Origin of the sequence: Sphingobium aromaticiconvertens, from assembly GCF_037154075.1 — a bacterium.
GTDB lineage: Bacteria > Pseudomonadota > Alphaproteobacteria > Sphingomonadales > Sphingomonadaceae > Sphingobium > Sphingobium aromaticiconvertens.
This window is the reverse complement of the sequence record NZ_JBANRJ010000001.1, coordinates 2,209,831-2,227,276: the sequence shown is the minus strand read 5'-3', so window position 1 is coordinate 2,227,276 and position 17,446 is coordinate 2,209,831. Positions and strand designations below refer to the sequence as shown.

General features: G+C 61.0%; 19 protein-coding genes and 1 tRNA gene. 16 read left to right on the top strand and 4 right to left on the bottom strand.

Going from position 1 to position 17,446, the window contains the following annotated elements:
• Window positions 1-10: 10 nt before the first annotated feature.
• From WFR25_RS10685 to WFR25_RS10670, 4 genes are all read left to right on the top strand, one after another.
• Window positions 11-799, top strand: a complete 789-nt coding sequence (locus tag WFR25_RS10685; protein WP_336970822.1) for a SapC family protein — start codon at window positions 11-13, stop codon at window positions 797-799.
• A gap of 293 nt (window positions 800-1,092) precedes the next feature.
• Window positions 1,093-1,167 (top strand) — tRNA-Glu (locus WFR25_RS10680).
• Window positions 1,168-1,330: 163 nt separating this feature from the next.
• Window positions 1,331-2,554 carry a tyrosine-type recombinase/integrase gene (locus WFR25_RS10675; protein WP_336970821.1) on the top strand — a complete coding sequence of 408 codons (1,224 nt, stop codon included), beginning with the start codon at window positions 1,331-1,333 and terminating at the stop codon, window positions 2,552-2,554.
• Window positions 2,555-2,761: 207 nt separating this feature from the next.
• Complete coding sequence (locus tag WFR25_RS10670; RefSeq protein WP_336970819.1) at window positions 2,762-3,229, top strand: Ros/MucR family transcriptional regulator; 468 nt, start codon at window positions 2,762-2,764, stop codon at window positions 3,227-3,229.
• A 97-nt stretch (window positions 3,230-3,326) separates the two neighbouring features.
• On the opposite strand, the gene WFR25_RS10665 is transcribed toward WFR25_RS10670, so the two are convergent.
• Window positions 3,327-3,530 carry a helix-turn-helix transcriptional regulator gene (locus WFR25_RS10665; RefSeq protein ID WP_336970817.1) on the bottom strand — a complete coding sequence of 68 codons (204 nt, stop codon included), beginning with the start codon at window positions 3,528-3,530 and terminating at the stop codon, window positions 3,327-3,329.
• An 840-nt stretch (window positions 3,531-4,370) separates the two neighbouring features.
• On the opposite strand from WFR25_RS10665, the gene WFR25_RS10660 reads away from it, so the two are divergent.
• From WFR25_RS10660 to WFR25_RS10630, 7 genes are all read left to right on the top strand, one after another.
• Complete coding sequence (locus WFR25_RS10660; RefSeq protein WP_336970815.1) at window positions 4,371-5,012, top strand: hypothetical protein; 642 nt, start codon at window positions 4,371-4,373, stop codon at window positions 5,010-5,012.
• Entirely contained in the window at window positions 5,009-5,686 is a 678-nt protein-coding gene (locus WFR25_RS10655) for a hypothetical protein (protein ID WP_336970813.1), read from the top strand. Before WFR25_RS10660 ends, WFR25_RS10655 begins: the two co-directional genes overlap by 4 nt.
• A 94-nt stretch (window positions 5,687-5,780) precedes the next feature.
• Window positions 5,781-6,392: a TIR domain-containing protein gene (locus tag WFR25_RS10650; protein WP_336970811.1), complete on the top strand. Its 612-nt coding sequence runs from the start codon at window positions 5,781-5,783 to the stop codon at window positions 6,390-6,392.
• Between the two features lie 677 nt (window positions 6,393-7,069).
• Window positions 7,070-7,372: a type II toxin-antitoxin system RelB/DinJ family antitoxin gene (locus WFR25_RS10645; RefSeq protein ID WP_336970810.1), complete on the top strand. Its 303-nt coding sequence runs from the start codon at window positions 7,070-7,072 to the stop codon at window positions 7,370-7,372.
• Entirely contained in the window at window positions 7,369-7,656 is a 288-nt protein-coding gene (locus WFR25_RS10640) for a type II toxin-antitoxin system RelE/ParE family toxin (RefSeq protein ID WP_336970808.1), read from the top strand. Before WFR25_RS10645 ends, WFR25_RS10640 begins: the two co-directional genes overlap by 4 nt.
• Before the next feature lie 39 nt (window positions 7,657-7,695).
• On the top strand, window positions 7,696-7,899 hold the full coding sequence (locus WFR25_RS10635) for a hypothetical protein (RefSeq protein WP_336970807.1): 204 nt from the start codon (window positions 7,696-7,698) through the stop codon (window positions 7,897-7,899).
• A 157-nt stretch (window positions 7,900-8,056) separates the two neighbouring features.
• Window positions 8,057-9,811 (top strand): ParB/RepB/Spo0J family partition protein, encoded by a 1,755-nt coding sequence (locus WFR25_RS10630; protein WP_336970805.1) that lies wholly within the window; start codon window positions 8,057-8,059, stop codon window positions 9,809-9,811.
• 91 nt (window positions 9,812-9,902) lie between these two features.
• Here the strand turns inward: WFR25_RS10630 and WFR25_RS10625 are convergent, their stop codons facing one another.
• A complete protein-coding gene (locus tag WFR25_RS10625) occupies window positions 9,903-10,106 on the bottom strand; it encodes a hypothetical protein (RefSeq protein WP_336970803.1) in 204 nt (67 codons plus the stop codon).
• 195 nt (window positions 10,107-10,301) lie between these two features.
• On the opposite strand from WFR25_RS10625, the gene WFR25_RS10620 reads away from it, so the two are divergent.
• Genes WFR25_RS10620 through WFR25_RS10610 form a run of 3 tightly spaced genes read left to right on the top strand, consistent with a single transcriptional unit; the run spans window position 10,302 to window position 12,821 of the window.
• Complete coding sequence (locus WFR25_RS10620; protein ID WP_336970802.1) at window positions 10,302-10,919, top strand: hypothetical protein; 618 nt, start codon at window positions 10,302-10,304, stop codon at window positions 10,917-10,919.
• Window positions 10,916-11,872: a HEPN domain-containing protein gene (locus WFR25_RS10615; protein WP_336970800.1), complete on the top strand. Its 957-nt coding sequence runs from the start codon at window positions 10,916-10,918 to the stop codon at window positions 11,870-11,872. The genes WFR25_RS10620 and WFR25_RS10615 overlap by 4 nt, the downstream gene beginning before the upstream one ends.
• Window positions 11,859-12,821, top strand: a complete 963-nt coding sequence (locus WFR25_RS10610; RefSeq protein ID WP_336970799.1) for an RNA polymerase sigma factor — start codon at window positions 11,859-11,861, stop codon at window positions 12,819-12,821. The genes WFR25_RS10615 and WFR25_RS10610 overlap by 14 nt, the downstream gene beginning before the upstream one ends.
• 7 nt (window positions 12,822-12,828) lie before the next feature.
• On the opposite strand, the gene WFR25_RS10605 is transcribed toward WFR25_RS10610, so the two are convergent.
• Both WFR25_RS10605 and WFR25_RS10600 read right to left on the bottom strand, forming a co-directional pair.
• Window positions 12,829-13,077: a conjugal transfer protein TraD gene (locus WFR25_RS10605; protein WP_336970797.1), complete on the bottom strand. Its 249-nt coding sequence runs from the start codon at window positions 13,075-13,077 to the stop codon at window positions 12,829-12,831.
• Window positions 13,078-13,099: 22 nt separating this feature from the next.
• A complete protein-coding gene (locus WFR25_RS10600) occupies window positions 13,100-13,405 on the bottom strand; it encodes a conjugal transfer protein TraD (protein ID WP_336974846.1) in 306 nt (101 codons plus the stop codon).
• Window positions 13,406-13,577: 172 nt separating this feature from the next.
• Here WFR25_RS10600 and traA point away from each other — a divergent pair, with 172 nt between their 5' ends.
• Together traA and WFR25_RS10590 are read left to right on the top strand one after the other, a co-directional pair.
• On the top strand, window positions 13,578-16,535 hold the full coding sequence (gene traA, locus WFR25_RS10595) for a Ti-type conjugative transfer relaxase TraA (RefSeq protein ID WP_336970795.1): 2,958 nt from the start codon (window positions 13,578-13,580) through the stop codon (window positions 16,533-16,535).
• 16 nt (window positions 16,536-16,551) lie between these two features.
• Window positions 16,552-17,256 carry a DUF6118 family protein gene (locus WFR25_RS10590; protein ID WP_336970793.1) on the top strand — a complete coding sequence of 235 codons (705 nt, stop codon included), beginning with the start codon at window positions 16,552-16,554 and terminating at the stop codon, window positions 17,254-17,256.
• Window positions 17,257-17,446: the final 190 nt, after the last annotated feature.

Below are 17,446 nucleotides of genomic sequence, written 5' to 3'. Positions count from 1 at the left end.
AAATCACATCATGGCCAGCGCGCCCGCCAACGCCCTTCCCATCTTCTACCAGGATCTGATTCCGGTCAGCAGCCAGGATCATGCAGACTTCAGCACGCGGTCGATCGAGTCGGCCCCTTATCTGGCGCTCCAGCACGCCATCCCGCTGACGGTCGACGAATTTCCGCAGGCACAGCGTTTTCTGCCGATCATCTTTTCGGCCGGCGAAGACCCGGTGCCGCTGGCGCTGATGGGCCTTAACGAGGGCGTCAACGTCTTCCTTGACGCCGACGGCAAGCTGATCGGTCCCGCCTATGTCCCCGCTTATGTGCGCCGCTATCCCTGGATGCTGGCCAAGCTGCGCCCCGACAGCGACGAGTTGTCGCTATGCTTCGACCCTTCCGCCGATGCGGTCGGCACGTTCGAGGAAGGCAACAAGCTGTTCGAGGATGGCAAGCCCACCGAGGTCACGCAGAATATCCTGAAGTTCTGCGAAGATTTCGAGCAGGCCGCTGCCCGCACGGGCAATTTCATGACCGAATTGAAGGCCATGGACCTGCTGATGGATGGCGAAGTCGCGATCCAGGTGCCCGGCAATGACCAGCCGTTCGTCTATCGCGGTTTCCAGATGGTCAATGAGGAAAAGCTGCGCGACCTGCGCGGCGACCAGCTTCGCAAGATCAGCCAGAACGGGATGTTGCCGCTGCTTTATGCCCACCTCTTTTCGCTCCAGCTGATGCGCGAACTGTTCGACATGCAGATCAGTCAGGGCAAGGGGCCGGTGCAGCCGGCCGTCACCGCAGAGCCTGCCAACGCCTGATTTTCCGCAGGGCGCCGACCGTTCAACTCATTTGGTCCGTTTTTGCAACTGACCTCTTGAAACATTCGGCGCCCCAGTCTATCTATCGAACATGCGGCGCACCTGTCCCCCTTTCGGGTGTGTCGTATGGGCGTCTCCCCCTTTGGAGACGTCTCCTCCCTGAACCTTGGCCACCCCGTGCATTGCATGGGGTGGTTTTTTATGTGCGGTAGTTTTTGCAGTGTGCGGTGGGTTGACGAAGCCGAAGCCGCCCCGTAAAGGCCACCCCCTGCCAGCCGCCCAGCGCGGCTATTGGCCCCTTCGTCTAGCGGTTAGGACGCGGCCCTCTCACGGCTGAAACACGGGTTCGATTCCCGTAGGGGTCACCATTTCCCTCTCCCAGAGGGTGCCATTTTGGCTCAAGAATGGCTGTTTTCCGCCATTTTTTCTGGTATGATCATCTCAATCAGTCTGGCCCGATGCCACTCCATACCATCGACATGATGGCATTTCTGATGGCAGCTCGCCGGTCGCTCGGTTGGAGATACCATCATGGCGCTTTCAGTGGTTGCAATCAAAGCGGCTAAAGGCCGCGACAAACCCTACAAACTTACGGATAGTGATGGCCTCTATCTGCTGGTAACACCAGCAGGCGGTCGTTACTGGCGAATGAATTATCGTCATTTCGGGAAACAGAAGACGCTGGCCTTCGGCGTATGGCCGGACACCGGGCTTGCCGAAGCTCGCCATCAGCGCGACGCGGCGCGCAAGCTTCTGGCGCGAGAAAGCGACCCTGCCGAGCAGATCAAGCTGGAACGGATCGCTGCCACTGTAGCTGCCTCCAATAGTTTCAAGGCCGTCGCCGATGAATGGCTCACGAAGGTAGAGCGGGAGGGACGTGCCCCCGCGACAATGAAGAAGCTGCGCTGGTTATTGGATTTCATCAATCAATCCATCGGCAAGCGCCCCATCGCTTCGATCTGCGCCCAGGAATTGCTCGTCATGTTACGTAAAATGGAGGGCAAAGGTCGCTATGAGACAGCAAAGACCCTACGCAGCACCTGTTCACAGATATTCCGCTATGCCATTGCCACAGCACGGGCGGAGCGCGATGTAGCCGCCGATCTGCGCGGCGCGCTTGTCGCACCAAAGCCCGTGCATCGCGCGGCCATCACGACGCCCAAGGAAACCGGCGCACTGCTTCGCGCGATAAATTCGTTTGAAGGGCAGTCGAACACCAAGGCTGCACTCAACCTCCTCGCACATATATTCGTGCGACCGGGCGAGCTGCGTTTCGCCGAATGGAAGGATTTCGACTTCGATAAAGCCATCTGGACAATCCCGGCGCACAAGACCAAAATGCGACGTCCGCACAGCATACCCCTCTCCCGTCAGGCCATAGCCATCCTCGAGTCGATCGAACACGACGCGAGCTACAGCAGCCATCTGTTCCCCTCGCTCCGCTCTGTGGCCAAACCGATGTCAGAGAACACGATCAACGCGGCGCTGCGACGAATGGGCTATGCTCAGGATGAAATGACCGGCCATGGCTTCCGGGCGATGGCGGCGACACTGCTCAACGAAATGGGGCTATGGCACCCCGATGCGATCGAGCGACAGCTTGCCCATTGCGACAATAATGCCGTGCGGCGTGCCTATACACGCGGTGAATATTGGGACGAGCGCGTCCGCATGATGCAGCATTGGTCGGATCATCTCGACTTCCTGCGCGATGGCGCCAAGGTAGTGCAGGGCCCCTTCAGGAAGGCAGAATAGTCAGCGTTGATGTTCTACCCATCACGAGAGCAAGGGCAGTGAAACCATTGACGTCATGCGTGACAATATCGCGATGATATTTTCAAGCGGCTATTTATAGATGGCTGAACAGGCATAAATTATATTTTATGATTATGAGATGGTAATCTGAATGCCATGATGCCAATGGCGCAATATCTTTGGTCGCAAACAAGGAGGGACACTTAAATGTCCACCGACGAAACTCTCATCACCCTCACCGCCGATATCGTAGCCGCGCACGTCAGTAACAATAGCGTGGCCGTCAACGATCTAGGCACGCTGATTGCCAATGTTCATGCCGCTCTTTCTGGACTGGGCGAGCCTACTGCTATCGCGCAAGTCAAGCAAGAGCCTGCCGTCTCGATACGCTCCTCCATCAAGCCCGACTTCATCGTCTGCCTTGAGGACGGCAAGAAGCTCAAGATGCTCAAGCGTCACCTGATGACCCATTATCAGATGACACCTGCCGACTATCGGGCAAAGTGGAACCTCCCGGCAGACTATCCGATGGTTGCCCCCAATTACGCGCAGCAGCGTAAGGAGTTGGCCGTTAAGATCGGCCTTGGCCGTAAACCGCGCGCTACTGCGCCTGTCGAAGCGTCCAAGCCTGCGCGCGTGCCTCGTGCGAAAAAGGTGGCTGAACCCGCCGAGTAATTGCCAATGGCTGCAAAAGCGGATGCGTTTTTTTTCGCATCCCTTTCAGCTTTGCAAATAGCCGCGTTCTCCCAACGAGAACGCGGCTATTTACGTATCAACCCCGGCTGTCCTCGCAATATGTTCGCGGATCGGCGATCCAGCGATTGACGGCGGATTCGTGCCAACCCGCGCCGTGGATGCTGATCGGCACCTGTCGGGGGAAGCTGCCATCGGCGATCTTGCGATAGAGGGTGGAGCGGGACAGGCCCGTTCGAGCCAGGACGGTCTTCAATCGGATGATACGTTCAGCGTTGGACATAAGTGCATCTTTCAAATCATGGTTTGCAAAGACCCCCATCGGCCAGCATCGAACGGCTTCCAGCCTCGGACAAGGGGGCTATTCGGGCCGCTATGGCTCTGCGTGGCAGGTGCCGGTGAACCCTGGCGGATTGGGGCAGATCATGGCGGACGCTGGCGAAGTGCGGCGGGGCGACAGTCACCGACTGACAACAGCGCAGTTTTTGTCCCACTGTGGCCTTTGCATCACGCCTGACAGCGGCTTGCTTGCCGCTACTTCAACGCCATCCTGCTGATTCAGCTTGTGTTGTTCATGACAGATACTCTTTCTCAGAGGTCTGCCCGCGAAGGTCAGGCTGCTTCAAATATTCTCGCGGTGCAAGAGCATGGGCACTGTAGTGCCGATTTTGCTTTTCTCATGCCCTCCCAAGACATCCCGCGCTGGCATCCGTCATTCAAGTGCGGCAATGGAGCGCTCACAACTGGCCAAAATTGACGGCTCCACATGCCTGCCGTCGCAAAGGGTGGTTTCCGGCGAGCCGCTTCGAAGCAGCGCCACGAGGATAGCAGACATTCTGGGGACGGGCGGGACTGACTGCCTCGCGCCAATCCAAGACGTTCGAGCACGGTTTTCCCGCGCCAGGAAACGGACATTCAGATTTCGACCAGGTCGGGGACATACTCGCCATTCCTGACGGCGGCGGCGAGTGGTAGCATCTGCCCAAAATGGACATTCACACGGTTAATCGCAACTCGACCTGCAGAATTTGAGATCAGGAGGTCTGTATCGTCGAAGGCCTGCCTATTTACCATTTCATTGCTTCGCGTTCCGATCTGCGCCAACCTGGTGCGGGGGGATGACATGGACGTAGTGACACGAATCTATCATGCACTCGGCGGTGGTGCAGCGGCCCTTGCGGTGATCGTCGCATTGATCGCGCTGGTCGGCGCTCTTGCGGGCGTTGTTACATCGTATCTGGTGGCTGGCCGCACGGTTTACATCAACAGCATCACAGCAGAGCGATCCAAGTGGATCGAAAAGCTGCGGACAAGCATCGCCACCTACTCAGGGTTACTGGCTGAACTGAGCTTCACTCTCGTGGGCCAGAAGGTGCTGAGCGAGAAGGGAAGCGGCACCGCATCGCTGGTCGTCAACGTCCTCACCAAAATCAACAACATCGCCTCGGTCATCCAGCTTCAACTCAATCCCTGGAATGAGATAGACAAGAACCTTTTGCGTCTCATCGACAGCGTGGTGATCCGGGACGGGACCGACCACCTCCTGGTTGATAAGGCTGACAAGCTGCTCATCCAACACTCGCAATGGCTTCTCAAAGCCGAGTGGGAGAAGGTGAAGTATGAGGCGCATGGAGGGTTGTATCGCTGGTGGAACAACAATGAGGATGAGAAGCGTCTAAAAAAGTATCGTGTCTGGGCCGCCGCTGAAGGATCGCTCGACGGTGTGATCGCTCAGTTTGCTAAAGAGAAAGCGCGGAAGGTATGACCCAGGCACTGACCGTAACGCCGTCCGCAGATAAGCTGGTCGATCTTAAGATTGCGCACCTGAACATGTTGCAGGGCGCGGTGACACGCATGGCTGGATTCAGCGCCAGCGCCAAGACCTTTTGCGTCACGATCCTGGCAGCGATCATCGCACTCTCCGTGCAGGCTGGGACAGCCAAGTTGGCCCTGGGGGGGGTCTTCGCTGTGATCTGTCTCGGCTTACTGGATCTCTATTACCTGACTCTCGAACTGCGGTTCCGAGCCGCATACGAGCGTATCGCTCAACGACCGCTTTCCGATGCTGCCGATCTTCGTATCAAGCCTGCGAAGCTCACGCTCGCTTGCCTTGGGAAGGCCGCAAGAAGCCTATCTATTCTGCTGTTCTACGCGCCCATCTTGCTGGCCTGTATTGTCGCTTTCATGTATGGTCCAGCGGATGAGCGGAAACCCACCGAGCAACTATCTGGAAGAACTGTTGAAGGCGTTGGAGGGGCACGGCGGATTGAATCCACCGACTCCAAAGCCGACAGGTCTGGCCGCGCTTTTCGCGACCCCGCCGCAGCCAAACGGATTGACCCTAACCAGCATAGCGTCCCCGCCCAAATCGACGCTAGGGGGATTGTTCGGTCTGGCGAGTCCGCCGTCGCCAACCCTACCGGCCCTCAGCCGCACTAATCCGTTCGTCAAGCCGCAGCCATCGGCGCTGGGGTTTTTCGGAGTTCCACCGAAACCGGCCCCTACGGGCAACCCCTTTGCCAACTTCAAGCCCATGCCCAAGATCAGGCGGGTCTTTTACTCCTTCCACTACGCGGACATCTTCCGGGTCAACCACATCCGAAAGGCTGGCCAGTTTCGCCCCGTGGACAAGCAACGGCTTCCGACCCCGCAGGATCGCAGCCTATGGGAGGAAGCCAAGCTCAAGAATCCGGGTGCGCTGAAAGGCATGATCGACAAGGGGCTGGAAGGCACTTCGGCAACTTGCGTTCTGGCAGGTTACGAAACCTGGAACCGGCCCTGGGTGCGTTACGAGATAGCGAAAAGCGTTGCACGCGGTAACGGGTTGCTGGCAGTCTACATTAACAACTGCAATTGTCCGCGCAGCGGGTATTCCCTCAAGGGACCAAACCCGCTCGATCAGATGGCGATTGGATATGACGCGCAGATGCGTCCTCGTATCTACGAATGGTTCAATGGAACATGGCGCATCTTCCTGCGCCTTGGTGCGCCGCTTGCGTCGTGGCCAAAATGGGTTCCGATCGCGCCGCAGGGTCAGGTCATGCAATTAAGTCATGGCGCTAGGGCCTACGATTGGATCGCCGACAACGGCGCTCATAACTTACTCCACTGGACGCACGATGCGGCGGTGGCGGCGGGGCGTTGACTTAGGAACCAAACGAACTGAGTCCGTCGCGCGCTCGCTGGATCAAGAGTTCAGAGAAAATATCCGATCGACTATGTTGATCGGGTGCTGGCGGATGAAGCGCTATGCTGACCGACAGATTGTGATTGCCGGGATGGCGAGACTCCCGGAACCGGCCGTTCCCTGCCGATAAGCGGCGTGTCCGATTGTGCGGCAGGCGACGCTGCGTGAGCGGCAGCTATCTCTGTATCTGCGCTCCGAACCAGACATTCGCCTATCGGCCAGGCTTGCCCATTGACAGCGCTGAAAGGAATGGCGGCTTTGAGAGAGCGGATTTCGCGCAAGAACAACCGGGAATTTGTCCTGTGCCGACTGTCGGGTTACGAACGGCTAACGGGTCGTGGACAACCAAAGACGGCAATTGGCGAGCAAATCACACGCGTAGCGTGCCTTGGCTGACCTGTTCCGGCCACATGACGAGGGTTTTACCCAGTCGCAGACGGTTTGCAATGTGTCCGATTCGCAAGGCATAGCGGTTCCTTCACAGACAGCCCGCCATGCCAGTGATCTGCAGCTGTCTCGACTTTAGAGGGTAGGCACTGTAGCGCCGATCGTACTTTTCTCATGCCATCCCAGAGCATCTCGCACTGGCAAAGGTCATGCAATTGCATTACATTGAGGGGGAAGGAGACATCCCTGTGGCCAATAATGCGCTGATCCAGACCCGAATCGATGCGGACGTTAAGGAGCGTGCGGCAGCCATATTCGAGAAAATGGGCCTGACCGTTTCGGATGCCGTCCGAATCCTGCTCACCCGAACCGCGCGCGAAGGCGCTGCGCCGATGGAACTGCTGGTCGAGCAAGGCGCCTATGACGAATGGTTCAGGGCGCGCGTGCAGGAAGCGCTGGATGATGATCGGCCCGATATTCCCAATGACGAAATTGCCGGCCGGTTTGCCCAACTGCGCGCCAACGCTCGAAAGGGAATCAAACCGGTATGAAGCTCGTCTGGTCGCAACGGGCGGCCGCCGATCGTCTCGACATATTCATCTGGATCGCCGAAGACGATCCCCAAGCTGCGGCCACGGTGGACGACCGCATCGAGGCCGCCGCCGGACGACTGATCGATTTCCCGGAAAGCGGACGGATCGGACGAGTGGAGGGTACGCGGGAACTGGTGATTGCCCGAACGCCCTATGTCGCGCCCTATCAGATTGTCGGTAATACCGTACGGATTCTCCGTGTGATCCATGGTGCGCGTATGTGGCCGCATGACCTGACATGATGATCAGGCAGAGCCTTTCCCAATTTTCGGCAATGAGGGATGTCCTGGTGTCTCCGCGCGGTCCGCGCGGTCGCGCTCTACTTCGCTTCGCTCCACCGAGCCGGTGCTATGCGCCGTCTCGTCGCCTTTGGCGTGACGATCACTGACGTTGGAGCAGCTTTGCCGCTCCTGGCGGCCATCGTGCCGGGCGCGATGAGGTTGGCATGGCTCCGACAAGCGGTGTGGGCGGTCGCTGCCCTGTAGGCCCGTCGCGGCGGGCCGCAACCCGGCACTGCGCGCCAGGTCCTCCATATCCATTGCGGTCCTACGGATGCAGCCCACCTCTGCCGACAGGCCTTCCGGTCGCTCTTGCCGCCCTCCCCGCTTTCCGGGGCCGGTGTTTTGGCAAGGAGTGAAGGACATGGAACTCAAGCATATCGACATCGCCTGCCTCTCGGTTTCGCCCGTCAACATGCGGGGCATCAGGAAGCAGCCTGATCTTACCAACATCCTGCCGTCTGTTCGCGCGCGGGGCATCCTCGTGCCGCTGATCGTCCGACAGAATGGATCACCCGACACCTACGAGATCGTGGCGGGCAAGCGACGCTATCATGCGGCACTGGCGGTAGCGCAGGAGAATGACGGCATCGATCCCTTGCCCTGCGCCGTCATGGAAGCAGGGGATGATGCGGCGGCGCTGGAAACGTCACTCATTGAAAATATCGCCCGGCTCGATCCTGACGAAATGACCCGCCACGAAACTTTCACCCGACTCGTGCGCGAAGGGCGCAGCGTGGAAGATATATCGCTGACCTTTGGCCTCACCAGCCTACAGGTGAAGCGTACCCTCGCCTTGGGCAATCTCATGCCCCGCATCCGCAGCCTCTACCGGGCCGAAAAGATCGATGCCATCACCGTCCGACATCTGACTCTCGCCTCGAAAGCGCAACAGCGCGAGTGGCTGGCCCTGCTGGACGACGATTTCCAGCACGCGCACACCGGCCAGAATCTAAAGGCCTGGCTATGTGGCGGAACGAGCATCTCGACCAAGACAGCGCTATTCGACATGACCAACTACAGCGGCGAGATCGTCTCGGACCTATTCGGCGAGGACAGCTATTTCGCCTGTGCCGCCGATTTCTGGACGGTACAGATGGCAGCGGTCGAGGAACGGGCCGAAGCCTATCGCCAAGCGGGATGGGAGGACGTGGTCATTCTCGAGCAAGGCGCTTATTTCCATGGATGGGAGCATGAGCGCTGCCCCAAGAAGAAGGGCGGCAAAGTCTTCGTGGTCATCACCCATCGTGGTGATGTCACTTTCCATGAAGGCTACATCACGACCAAGGAGGCCCGGAAGCGGGAGAAGGGCGAAATAGCCACCAAGCCGGGCCGACCCGAAATCAGCGCGCCGATCCAGAATTATATCGATCTGCACCGCCATGCCGCCGTTCGGGCATCGCTAATATCGCAGCCGTCGACAGCCCTGCGGTTAATGGTCGCTCATGCCATTGTCGGATCACCCCTTTGGAGGATCGATGTGGAACGGCAGCGCGCTCATAATGACGCGATTGCCGAGAGCGTAGAAGGCAGCGCGTCAGAAGCGATCATCGACGCCAAACGCCGTGCAGTGCTGGCCATGCTGGACTTCGATCCAGAGACGCCGACTGTTACCGATGGCTATACAGGCGATTATGGCCTGCCTGCTCTATTCCTCCACCTGATGACCCTGCCCGATGAAGCGGTGCTGGACGTTCTCGCCATCGTGATGGGCGAGACGCTGGCGGCAGGCAGCGAGATGATCGAACTTCTGGGCGTGCATCTGGGTATCGACATCGCCCCGGTCTGGCAGGCTGACGACGCCGTGCTCGAACTTGTTCGTGATCGCGAAGTGATCGGCCGGATCGTCGCGGAGGTCGCGGGCGATGAGGTTGCCGCTGCCAATGCGAAGGAAAGTGGGAAGGTGCAGCGCCAGATTATACGCGACTGCCTTGCCGGAACGGGCGGACGCACGAAAGTGGATGGGTGGGTGCCGCGCTGGATGGCGTTCCCGCCGAGCGCCTATACCGAACGGGCCGGCGTCGGGACTGTTGAGCGGTGGGACAGGATCGCCAGCGCATTTGATGCAGAATCGCTAGAGCGCGCGTCCGAGGCTGGCTCAATCGCTCAAGCCGCCTGACGCTCAATGACCGGAGGCTTCCCGCAGCCTCCGGTCCTATAAAAGCCGAAACGCCGCTCACCTGCTTTTCGAAAAAACCGCCGCAAGCGTATCACGCTTCCGGCGGCTTCGGATTTTCGCGGCGCTCCAATTCATTCTCGACAGCTTCGCGGATGAAGACAGCGAGCCGCCGATTGCCCACCAGCTTTTCGATCCGCTGGATCGTATCCAGCGACAGCCTGATCGTCGTCGGCTTCAATCCTAGTGGCGGGCGTCCCATGCCGTCGTGGCTATCGGCGATGGTATCGCCAGCCAAGCATTTCCTATTGACGCCATCGTTTATCTGAATATACGACATCGTTTATGCGATAAACGATGTCGTATATTTACGCAAGGTCTCCGTCGCAGCGCGTCGGACAGCGAGTAGGACACGAATCGCACGGGAGTATCGGGACCGTGCCGCATCCGCCCCATGCTTCCGCCCACCTCTGGATGCGGGATGGAGGTACATATGACTGAGCCTCGCCCCACCACGTCACGTCGCGCTCTATTGCGCGCGCTCACCGCCGCGCCTGTCGTAGCGGTTTCCATGCCTGTGACTTCGCCCTGGAGCCATGCTCTGACGTCGCTCCATCAGGACTATGGCGATGAACCCGTGACGATCATCCGGACCAAGGAAGGACGGGCATTGAGCCGCCGCCGCTATCATGTCGCCGAGGAGTTCCTGCCTGATCGAGAGCCAGCGACAAGCGCCAGTTGGCATAACCATCTCTACAGGGCAGGGATAACCGCCCAACTTGCGCTGTCCTCTCACCTGCTGGATGTTGGATTCCCGGACGACTGGAACGCGCGCCATATCGGCCTGCGCGTGGCCAGATCGTTAGCCTATGCCAACGCCACGGGCTTAGGCCATGAATGCCCCGACATGGCGCGACTGGCGACCGTCCTCACGCCCTATTGGAAATGGAACCAGGTCCGCCTGTTTGGCGAACCGGAGCCCGATGATGGTGGCTACACGGTAACGCAGGTCCGCTTACTGCTGCGCGCGCTGCTGGATCGTGTGCATGCCGTGACCGGCCATCCCCGACCAAACGGCTGGCGTCGCGAACGCCGGGAGGCGCGGTCATGATGGTGCGCACCGACATAGAGCATTTGCCGTGGCCGATGCGGCAGGACCTCCACCGCATCACGGCCATGCTGTTCGAGACGTTCGCCGAAACGACCAAGGGCAGGTTGTCCGACCGTTACAGGCAAGGCCGCATTCTCAAGCTGATCCTGCACGGTCCCCAGACCCGGCCCGACTGGCATAATATTGTGCCCGGAGAGGCCTTCCACCTGTTGGCGATCGTCAACCATCCTCGGCTGGCGCGCAGGGAACAGGACTGGCGATTTGTGCGCGACAGGCTGCGCCGCGCGTGGGAAGTTGGCGAGATCGCGCATCCGGTACGGTTGGCCGTCCACAGTCTGGAGCAGGTCAACGGCGCCTTGACCGAGGGTATCCCTTTTTTCATCACGGTCGCGACCGAGGGCATCGCGCTTTACGCGTTGGACGGCACGCGACTGAAATCGGCCCGGCCCTTGCCAGCTTCGGAACGCCGCGCACGGGGGCTGGCCGAATATGGGCGCTGGCATGGCCGGGCCAGCAATTTCCTCTTGGGCGCGGCCTTCTTTCAGGATCGCGGCAACGCGCCCATGGCGGCGCTGCTGTTGCATCAGGCGTGCGAGCATCTCTACCAGTGCGTGGCGTGGTCCCTGACGCTTCACGGCGTGCGGACGCACGCGTTGGACCAATTGCGCGAGGTCGCCGAAACGCTGGACACGCGGCTTTGCTCCGCATGGCCGCGCGAAACATCATTCGAGCGGCGCGCCTTTAGCTGCCTTCGCCGTGCCTATGTCGAGGTGCGCTATGGTCACAGCTACCGCATCAGCGCCGAGGAACTGGCGTGGACGATGGAGCGCGTCGCTGTGTTGCAACGGCTGGTGCAGGACATGTGCCGCGAGCGACTGGAAGACTTAGTCCCGCTGGACCTGCCACACCCGCTATGCGGTTCTGACGAGCGAGAGCATCATGCACAGCTATGAAGAGCGGTGGCTGGCCGGGATGCAGGCATTACCCGCCTTGCCGCGCATCCTGTTTCGACTTCGTAATTTCTACGATGTCGATCCGGCGGTGATGGCACAAATGCTGGCAACCGAGACGTCCAGCATCGCGCTGTGCCTCGCCGAGGCGCGGCGCATGATCCATGCCCATAGCGCTTTCAGCGCGCCGGAACGCTTCCCGCCTGACGGAGGCGGCCTTGCCGTCGCGACGCTGGAACAGCGCGTGCGCCAGCACTATCGCGCATGGACCGAGCAGATCCTTGCCGAAAGCGGCTACACCGGCACGATCCGGTGGCCCGATCCATCGGAACCGATCGAGGCCGATCATGAGACGGTCGCGACGCACATTGTGGCAACCCTGCCGCTCGTTTTGCGCAAGGCGGTGAAGCGATCACGCAGGCGCGGGATCGCCACGACCGAGCTTTGGCGGCATATTCCGCCATGGCGCAGACTATTGCGACGCCGACTTAACCGCGTGCAACGCGAGATCCGCTATTCGGGATGGCGGCCCTTTGAAGAATGGCTTGCCGACAGGGTCGCACCAGATCGGCACTATCCAGACGGCTATTCAATCATACCGGTTCGGCGCCGCCCCTTGCCCGATGAAGAGGGATTCCGCCCCGCACCCGATGGAAACGACGCGCCATTGTCCGAAACACAGAGGCAGATGCAGGAACGGTTCGATAGTCTGCCGCCGCTCACACAGGACGCCTGGCTGCTGTTCAACCACCATGGGCGCACGGACGAAGAAATCGCCCAGCGGCTGTGCATAAGCCGAGGCGCTGCGCGGCGGCGGATAAACAGGGCAACCTACATCGTCTGCGGCTGGCGCGTCCCATCGCTGGCACATCGGCTGTCCTTCGACATCAAGTGCCGATGGGCGCGACGGCAACGGCAATGCGCCAATGTCTGGGCCGCCTTCCGCGACTGAGATGTCTTCACGCTACGCTGTCGGGCGTTGGGACTTTCTGCTCCGCCTCGAACGCCCGCTTGCCTTTACGTTGCCAGAGCGCCAGCGCGTTGCTCCGCTCCTCGCCACGCAACCTGTCCGCAACGGTGAGGAACGCGCCATAGAGCGTCGCCCGATCATCATCGGTCAGATCGACCAGCCCCGCCTTGGTGACAAGCCCGCCCAATTCGATCAGGTGCCGCGTCCGTTCGCGGCGTTTGACCTGCCATTCGCGCATGTCGGTTCGCGCCTTTCGTGCCTCAAGTCGATGCCGCGCCGCCGTCGAGCGGTAAAGTGCCGCCCGGCTGGCGTTGAGCTGCTGGCGCAGGCTGGACTGGCTTGCCCTGAAAGAAGGCCGCGCCCGCCTTGCGCCAGCCCTCCTTTGTCGCGGCGTCCTTCATGGACGCGGCCTGGAGCAAGGCTCCGGCCAGCAGGTCCGTATCGAGCGTGTCGGCACCGGTGGCGACGACCAGTTCACCCAGTTGACGCACGCGGCGTTCCTTGAGTTGGCGGGCCTTGTCGGCAAGCGCTTTGAGTTCCGAATCAAAGTCACGAGGTTTACGCATCATAAGTCTCCATTGAGTGACGATGCGCCCATGATAAAAGAAGCACGGCGGCGATGCAGTAGAGTCGCCGGGACAGTCTGACACCGCCTAGTCCCTCACCGGAATTTTTCGGTGGAGGGCGCGCTTATACGTCGTGCCGACGTTACTTCTGAAGTGTAGATGGATTGCCATCATGGCAATTTTCCATTTCAGCGTGAAGGTCATCAGCCGCGCCAGCGGGCGCAGCGCCGTGGCGGCTGCCGCCTATCGATCGGCCGAGCAGTTGCACGACGAGCGGTTGGATCGCACCCATGATTTCACCAACAAGTCGGGCGTCGTGCATAGCGAAATACTACTGCCCGACGGCGCGCCTGAACATCTGTCCGATCGCGAGCGGCTGTGGAACGAGGTCGAGGCATCCGAGAAGCGCAAGGACGCGCAGCTTGCCCGTGAGGTCGAGTTCGCCCTTCCGCGCGAAATGACCCAGGCACAGGGTGTCGCACTGGCACGGGATTTTGCGCAGGTCGAGTTTGTTGAACGCGGCATGATCGCCGACCTCAATGTGCATTGGGATATTGGCGCGGACGGCCTCGCCAAACCCCATGCCCATGTGATGCTGACGATGCGGGAAGTGGGCGAGGATGGCTTTGGCGCAAAGGTCCGCGACTGGAACCGCGCGGAGTTGGTCGAACAATGGCGCGAGCGCTGGGCGGATCATACCAACGCTCGCCTGGCCGAACTCGATATCGACGCGCGCATTGATCATCGCAGCCTTGACGATCAGGGCATCGACCTTGAACCGCAGGACAAGATCGGCCCGGCGGCATCGCGCAGGGGGGAACGTGGTCTTGAGTCCGAGCGGATCGAGGATCATCGCGCGATCGCCCGCCGCAATGGCGAGCACATCATTCAGGACCCGCGTGTCGCGCTCGATGCGATCACCCACCAACAGGCCACCTTCACGCACCGCGACCTGGCGATGTTCGTGCACAGCCATAGTGACGGCAAGGACCAGTTCGACGCGGCGATGACGGCGGTGCGCGCGTCGTCCGACATGATCGCGCTGGGCAAGGACGGGCGCGGCGAAGAGCGCTTCACCTCGCGCGATATGATCGAGGCCGAGCAGCGGTTGCACCGCGCCGCCGAACTGCTGGCGGAGCGCGAACGGCACCGCGTCAGCAAGAGCAACCGGGAAACCGCCTTGGATCGCGCAGAGCGGCGCGGCCTATTGTTGTCCGGCGAGCAGCGCACGGCTTTCGACCATGTGACCGACAAGGCCGGGCTGAACATCGTTATTGGCTATGCCGGCACCGGCAAAAGCGCCATGCTGGGGGTCGCGCGCGAGGCCTGGGAGTCAGCGGGCCTCAATGTGCGCGGCGCGGCCCTGTCGGGCATTGCCGCCGAGGGTCTGGAGAACGGCTCCGGCATCGCGTCACGCACGATCGCCAGCCTGGAGCATGGCTGGGCACAGGGCTGTGATCCTCTCACCCCCCGCGATGTGTTGGTGATCGACGAGGCGGGCATGGTCGGCACGCGCCAGATGGAGCGCGTGCTGTCCCACGCCGCTGACGCCGGGGCCAAGGTCGTACTGGTCGGCGATCCGCAGCAGTTGCAGTCGATCGAGGCCGGCGCGGCGTTCCGTTCGCTCCACGAACGCCATGGCGGCGTCGAGATCACACAGGTCCGCCGCCAGCGGATCGACTGGCAGCGCGACGCCACCCGGCATCTGGCGACCGGGCGGACAGGAGAAGCGATCCGCGAATATGGCGCGCAGGGCGTGGTACATCAGGCGGCCACGCGCGAGGATGCACGCAGCGATCTGGTCGAGCGCTGGGACCGCCAGCGGCAGGCCAATCCGGGCGAAAGCCGTATCATTCTCACCCATACCAATGCCGAGGTCCGCGCCCTCAACGAAGCGGCGCGCGGGCGGATGCGCGAGGCGGGCGCATTGGGCGAGGACGTGCGGGTAAAAGTCGAACGCGGCGAGCGCCAGTTTGCATCCGGCGACCGGGTCATGTTCCTGCGCAACGAGCGCGGGCTTGGCGTCAAGAACGGCACGCTGGGCACCCTTGAGCAGGTCAGGGAAAATCACATGGCCGTCCGCATCGATGACGGACGTGCCGTGTCGTTCAACACCAAAGACTATCGCGACGTGGATCATGGTTATGCCGCCACGATCCACAAGGCGCAGGGCATGACCGTGGACCGCGCTCATGTGCTGGCGACGCCGGGCATGGATCGCCACAGTGCCTATGTCGGCCTGTCGCGCCACCGGGACGGCGTGGCCCTTCATTATGGTCGTGACGATTTTGCCGATCAGTCGCGGCTGGTTCGCACCCTGTCGCGCGAACGGGCCAAGGATATGGCCAGCGATTACGAGCGCGGCGATCCGGCAAAGACGTTTGCCGAGCAGCGCGGGATCACGGTCCGCGAGCGCGTCGCCGAGATCATCCGCACGGTGCCCGAGAAGGCGCGCGGGATGTTCGACAATTTCCGGCCGAAGAGCGCGCCGCAGCGTGAGGCGGACAGGTTCGTGGGCTTTCGTCCCAAAGAGCCGTCGCATCGCGAGCAATCGCAGATGCAGTCCGTCCATGCGACCGGCCCGCGCGGCGCGATCGAGCGCTACGCCAAAGCGTTCGACGCAATCGAGCGGATGCGTGGTTCCGGCCTGGCCGTCATGCCGCACCAGAAGGCAGCGCTGGACCGCGCCACACAGGCGTTGGATGCGATCCGACCCCATGCCGCCGATGATCTTGGCGCGGTCTTCCAGCGCAGCCCGGAACTTATGCGCGAGGCTGCGGAAGGTCGCGGCCAGGCCGCGTTGCGGGCCATGCAATTGGAAGTGGAAATCCGCATAGACCCATTCCAGCGCGCCGACCGCTTCGTGGAAGGCTGGCAGCAGTTGCAACGCCACCATGAGGAACTGGTCCGCGACGGCAATCTCCAGGGCGCAAAGAGCACCGCGCAACAGATGGCTGGCATGGCGAAAAGCCTGGAGCGCGACGCCCAGCTTGAATCCGTGTTGGGTCTGCGCAGCCGCGAACTTGGGCTTGAGCGAGGTGAGAGCCAGGCCCGCAGCCTGTCGCGCGATCTCGCGGCCTCAATCCCCTTCGAACACGGCCGCGACATCGGTCGCGGCATGAGCCGCTAGAAAGGAGCATAACGACATGGATGACGAACAATCGTTGTTGAACGAACCCGAGGAAGAGTCTGCCGCACAGGCGTTCGCGCGGCTGGACGGCCGGATCGCGATGATGGCGCGGGCGGTCGAACATCTGGCGGCCGAGCGGGCGAGCATCGATATTCCCGATTACAGCGCCACGCTGGGGCAGATGAATACCCGCCTTGCCGCCGTGGTCCAGGGGCTGGCCGGTATCGCCGGGAAGCCCGCCATGCAGTTGACGCCGGAAGTACTGGCAGCGCGGATGGACGCAGCGTCACAGACATCCCGCGCGACCGACAGGGCGACGCTCAGGGAGGCGCGCGAGGCGCATCAGGAGGCCGCGCGAATCATCCATTCGCTTGTCCGCGTCATCAGCGGGGCCGGCGAGCAGCGCAGGCATCTGACATGGGCTGCAAGCGGCGGCCTGATGGCCGGGTGCCTGCTATGGGCGATCCTTCCCGGTGTCATCCTACGCGCCTTGCCGACAAGCTGGCATATGCCCGAAAACATGGCCGCGCATATCATTGGTGAGCCGACATTGTGGGATGCAGGCGTCCGCCTGATGCGCGCAGGCGATCCTGATGCGTGGCAGGCCATTATCGATGCCGCAAAGATGCGACATGACAATCGGGAGGTCATCTCCGTGTGTGAACAGACAGCCGCCAAGGCCAATCAGCCGGTGCGATGTACGATAAAAGTTGGACGATAAGACGGTGACGCGATTGGAATCCGCGAACGCGGTCACAGATTCTACACCAATGTTGATGAAATTGATCACAACATGAGTGTTCTAAGGGACCTCCAGATTGAAGACCCGATCAAAATGGAAAGTTTCATCGGGGAGTGCCATGTTAAAACTGACTCTGTTATGGAGGGCAAAGATGCGCTGCAGATAGTCG